General features: G+C 39.1%; 1 protein-coding gene. It reads right to left on the bottom strand.

Annotated elements, in window-relative coordinates; translation table 11 throughout:
• Positions 1 to 9: 9 nt before the first annotated feature.
• A partial coding sequence (locus B0182_RS13705) for an IS30 family transposase (protein WP_078275439.1) occupies positions 10 to 732 on the bottom strand: 723 nt, incomplete at its 5' end.

Raw genomic sequence — 732 nt, 5'->3', positions numbered from 1 at the left:
CTTGAATTATCAAACCAACTGCAACACTTCATCAAAATAAACCTCATAAGGTGTTTTCCAGTTTAAACACTTTTTGGGTCTATGATTGGGTTCATTTACTTTACTGATAATATCGCTTTCATGCCACTTGCTTAAATCTTGATGCTTAGGGAAATATTCTCTAAGCAGTCCATTGGTATTTTCATTGCTTCCCCTATCCCAAGGGTGTCTTGGTGGGGGAAAGTAAAACTCTACATTTAACTGCTGACTGATTTTTTCATGATAAGCAAACTCTTTGCCTCTATCAGGGGTAATTGTATGGACTTTTACATCCTTTAATAAATCAATCATTGCAGTTTGTACATGTTCTGCCCTCTTGGCAGGTAATCTTCTGCACCACAGATAACGGCTTTTTCTATCTACTAAGGTGAGTAGACAATGACCACCAGAGATACCTAAGACAGTATCCGCCTCTATGTCACCTGTCCGCTCTCTTAAATCAGCCATCTTTGGACGTTCTGATAATTCATGACTGATCTTAATTTTACCACGCTTTTCATCATGAGTCTTAGCATGTCTTGTCTTACCTTTATGGCGTAGCTTACGACGTGCCAATCTGCCACCTTCATCAAACCATCCATGATAAATGGCTCGATAAATTGTATTGGCACTTATTTGGTGTTTTGTATTCTCAAGCCTAAGACGATTGCTGATTTGCTCTGGAGACCACCTGTGACTCATAAACTTATCATG

The organism is Moraxella bovis, assembly GCF_002014975.1.
Taxonomy (GTDB): Bacteria; Pseudomonadota; Gammaproteobacteria; order Pseudomonadales; family Moraxellaceae; genus Moraxella; species Moraxella bovis.
The sequence above is the reverse complement of the archived record's forward strand: the minus strand, read 5'-3'. Positions and strand labels throughout refer to the sequence as shown.